The sequence below is a fragment of the Chitinophaga sp. SVR4-12A genome, assembly GCF_056754765.1.
Window position 1 is genome coordinate 2,769,796 of the sequence record NZ_JBPGWP010000001.1, and the last position, 4,174, is coordinate 2,773,969.

At 50.0% G+C, this 4,174-nt stretch carries 3 protein-coding genes; 1 reads left to right on the top strand and 2 read right to left on the bottom strand.

What is annotated here, in order from left to right:
• Positions 1-15 precede the first annotated feature (15 nt).
• Positions 16-1,026 carry a GntR family transcriptional regulator gene (locus tag ACR9Y8_RS11205; protein ID WP_481213352.1) on the top strand — a complete coding sequence of 337 codons (1,011 nt, stop codon included), beginning with the start codon at positions 16-18 and terminating at the stop codon, positions 1,024-1,026.
• A gap of 217 nt (positions 1,027-1,243) precedes the next feature.
• Here ACR9Y8_RS11205 and ACR9Y8_RS11210 read toward each other — a convergent pair whose 3' ends face one another.
• A complete protein-coding gene (locus ACR9Y8_RS11210; protein WP_481213353.1) occupies positions 1,244-3,079 on the bottom strand; it encodes an OmpA family protein in 1,836 nt (611 codons plus the stop codon).
• Between the two features lie 19 nt (positions 3,080-3,098).
• Positions 3,099-4,100, bottom strand: coding sequence for a PorP/SprF family type IX secretion system membrane protein (locus tag ACR9Y8_RS11215; RefSeq protein WP_481213354.1), 1,002 nt, complete (start codon positions 4,098-4,100; stop codon positions 3,099-3,101).
• Positions 4,101-4,174 lie beyond the last annotated feature (74 nt).

Consider the following 4,174-nt stretch of genomic DNA (forward strand, 5'->3'; position numbering starts at 1 on the left):
GTATAGCACAGTACGATGGAATCAATCATTTCACTGGACCACACATCTGGTTCGCCGAAATACCAGCAGGTCATTCAGTCGATTATCAGCGCCATAGATACCAAACGGCTAAGGATCGGCGACAAGCTACCCTCTGTAAACGAGGTAAGCGACAGCACCGGCATTGCCAAGAAAACGGTGGTGCAGGCCTTTGAGCACCTGAAACAGACTGGTGTTATTACGGCTGTTAAGTACAAAGGATACTTTGTAGCGAGCGCTAATACGCAGTCCAAGCACAACATCTTCCTGCTGTTCAACAACCTCAATGCCTATAAGGAAGACATCTATGAAGGCATTAAGGAAACGATTGACGGCAAAGGCGTGGTGGACATCTTCTTTCACCACAACAACGTGGAAGTATTTAATACGCTGATAGCGCAAAGCGCAGGCAAGTACACCGAATATGTGATCATGCCTATCCACCACAGGGGGATCGAGCCTGCTTTAAGAAGACTGCCGCAGGAAAAGATCTATATGCTTGACCTGGGGTATACCGACTGGGGCGCTCGCTACCCCTCCGTCTGCCAATACTTTGAAGAGGATATTTATAAAATGCTGCAACAGGGTGTAAAGAAGATACGGCGTAAGTACCAAAAGCTGGTACTGGTACAGGGGCCGGATTTCTATAACCTGAAGCAGATCGAGAAAGGTTTCCGACAGTTCTGCAAAGACTTCGAATTAGAGTTTTCTATCATTGCCCATACCAGGAACAGGAAACCGGAACGTGGCGAGCTGTATGTGCTGGTACATGACCAGGACCTGGTATCGCTGGTGAAGAAGATCGCACAATCTTCACTGAAACTGGGCAGGGATATCGGCATCATCTCTTATAACGAAACGCCCATCAAGGAGATCGTTGCGAATGGTATCGCTACCATCTCTACCGATTTTGCGAAGATGGGAACAGATGTGATCCATATGATCGTAAAAAGGAAGAAGGCACATCTGAAGAATCCCTGTAAGCTGGTAGAGCGGCCATCGTTCTAAATACGAGCATAGTATATAAACCACTATGAACAAGAGAGGGTGTTTCAATAAACACCCTCGTTGTTTTAAACCTTTTCTATTTAAAAAACCAATTATTGCTCAGCAACTTAGAGCAACTTCTTTCCTAAATCCTGTAAAAACCGATATATAAACTTACCGCCAGGAATGGCTGGTACTTTACAATCTGCAATGTGCCAACAAAAAAACATTAACTATTCTACCATTTAACATTCAATTCAGAACGTCTATTCATTTTATATTCTTCTTCTTTACAGGGCACCCCGTCCTTACAGCCATTCACAGGATCTTTCTCTCCCTTGTTGCTGTAATAAAGCTGCTGGGGATTGATGCCCTTGCCCACCAGGTAATCTATCACGGCAAAACAGCGTAAGGCCGACAGATCCGTGTTGAACTGATCAGAGCCACGATTGTCTGCAAAGGATGCGATGACAACCTTCCAGTCCGGATGACGTTTCAACACCGCCGCTACCATGTCCAGCGCCCTGCGGGATTCTGTCAGCAGGATAGCACTGTTGTAATCGTAGTAGAACTTCAGCTGTTCCAGCTGCCGTTTGTCGTCTTCCTCTTCTGCCGTATGGGTACGGGGGACAGGAGCCGGCCCGGTGGAAGGCGTAGTGGGTGGCCTGTTACCTGTTACACCTGGTGGTGTTACGTGGTTAACGCGGTTAAAGTAATCCGGGTCTGCAAAATAATAGATGTCGTCCCTGCCCATACCTCCTGGCTTATTGGAGGCCAGGTAACCTTCATAACCATTACGGTTTATGATCAGCCCAATATCATCTGCTCCTGAGTTAAAAGGTACTTTCATGTTCTCAGGCACCTGCCAGCTGGACTTCTCTCCTTTTACCCGGTAGATATCATAACCGCCCAAACCTGCGTAGCCTTTGCTGGAGAAGTACAGGATGCCTTCTTCATTCACTGTAGGGAAGGTTTCTGAAGCCACCGTATTGATCTTGTCGCCACAATTCACCGGTGTGCCCCAGGTACCATCTGCCTGCTTTTCACAGTACCAGAGGTCTGTCTGACCAAAACCGCCCGGGCGGTCAGATACAAAGTAAAGGAGGTCACCAGTAGTGTTCAGCACCGCATGGCTGGAAGAGTAGTTCGGTACATTAATGCCGGGCAGCAGTACCAGCTGGCTCCATTTGCCATTGGTTTTTATAGACTGGTAAACTTGTAATTGTCTTACGCCGTTTACCGGACCTTTGCTCGTGGTGGCAATACCTTTGCCCTGGATATTAATAGTGGCGTATAAGGTATCTTCTGTTTTATTAAAGCTCACCGGCCCAATGTGATAGTCATAATCACCTAATAAAGCAGGCGCCAGTTCTTCCAGGTACATATTCGCATTGCCGGTGCTGTATTGTTTATAAACATAAGCTTTGTAGTAAGGATCGTCGGTTCGTTTATCTGTTCTGGGATGCGGCTCATAGTTGCCGTTCAGTCCCAGGCTACGGTAACCGGTTGACATCAGCAGCAGGCCCTGGTTCATGGCCCCGCTGACCAGGTCGGAGCCGGAGGTGTTCAGCTCTTTTAATGGCTTGAGCTTTACCGGCGGCGTTTGTTTGCTCCATACCACGGCACTATCGCAGCTTTGCAGGGCGATCTCCTTTAGTTTGATGCTATCCGTATTGCTGGTAGAGAACAGCGTGTATTGCTGTCGGGCGGCTTCATACTGTTCCAGCTGGCGCAGCGCTTCCCCATAGGCAAAATAAGCTGCTGCAGGACGATCCGGGCGGGCGGTGATCTGCTGATAAGCATCTGCCGCTTCCTTAAAGTTGCCGATCTCCTGGTAGCTACGGGCCAGCCGCATCCACTGCTCTACAGGCAGCTTATCCTTTTTACTGCGCGCCAGCCTGCCATATAGCGGGCCTGCCACTGCATATTCCTGCCTGGCATAAGCTTCATTGGCCAGCTGCAATACACTTTTCTGCTCCTGGCTGTAAAGGCATAAACTGATGAGCAGCAGCAGCGCCATTGTAATGACCAGGGAGCGCAGCAGCAGGAAGAGGATAATTGCACGTTGTATCATAGCAGCGTAAGTAATAGGTTTAAAAATAACGGGGGTTCTGCACGGTATACTTCTTGGATGGGAACAGGAAGCCCAGGGAGATCTCATGGGAGCCGCCCTGGTAGCCGGCCATCTTGTTCACATTCAGGTCATAGGAGTAGCCTATGCGAAGCTTTTCTGTAGCATAATATTCCAGCATCACGCTGGCGGCGTCCAGTTCGTTCAGGTCTTTCTGCAGCTGGGTCTTGTTCCACAGACCAATGTCGGTACGGTAGGAAGCGCCTACCCAGAGCCGTTCATCGATCAGCAGGAAGGCGTTTAGGTCCAGGTTGGTAGGACCTTTAAAATCTTCCTTGACCAAAAAGGAGGGTTTGAGCTGGAAGTGCTCGCCCAGCGGGATCATGGTGCCTGCCGTCACATACAGGTGCTGTGTTTTGCGGATGGTGGAATAGTTGTTGCCTTTCCAGCTGTAACGCGAAGCATCGGTATAAAGAGAGAACAGGTCCATGATGGAGGCGCCGGCGTAGAAGCGGGGCGTATAGTAATAGATGCCGAAGCGGGCATCGGGCACCCATACGCTCTTTTTACCCGTGGGCAGCGCCACATCGTCGTTGTCGATATATTGCAGGGCTGTACCGTCGATGGAGTACTGGGTAACGCCACCGCCTATACCCAGGCACAGGCGACGGGTACCTTCATCATCCAGCGGAATGCGGTAGGAGTAAGATCCGTAGAGCGACAGTGCCTCCTGGGGGCCCAGCTTGTCGAACAACAGCTGCAGACCCAGGCCCACCTTGTCATCACTGGCGGCGGTAACACCGTCAATCGATACCCCGCCGGTGCGGGGCGCTCCGGGGAACCCTGCCCACTGGTGACGGTACACTGCGTTCAGGTAAAGGTCTTCCTTATATCCGGCATAGGCCGGGTTGATACTTAAGCCGTTGAACACATACTGGCTGAACTGTATGTTCTGTTGCGCGATGGCGCGGCCTCCCAGGATGAGCAGCAGCATGATCACTGCCGCCCTGCGTACTGTTTGCATCTTTTTCGCTTTTTAGATCAGCAGATTGTTGTTAGTTGTTAGTTGTCAGTCGTCAGTTGTTAGTTGATGACTGC

What these genes read in the sequence shown, in the direction of transcription:
- ACR9Y8_RS11205 (WP_481213352.1), top strand. Translation starts at nt 16, where the DNA reads ATGGAATCAATCATTTCACTGGACCACACATCTGGTTCGCCGAAATAC.
- ACR9Y8_RS11210 (WP_481213353.1), bottom strand. Translation starts at nt 3,079, where the DNA reads ATGATACAACGTGCAATTATCCTCTTCCTGCTGCTGCGCTCCCTGGTC.
- ACR9Y8_RS11215 (WP_481213354.1), bottom strand. Translation starts at nt 4,100, where the DNA reads ATGCAAACAGTACGCAGGGCGGCAGTGATCATGCTGCTGCTCATCCTG.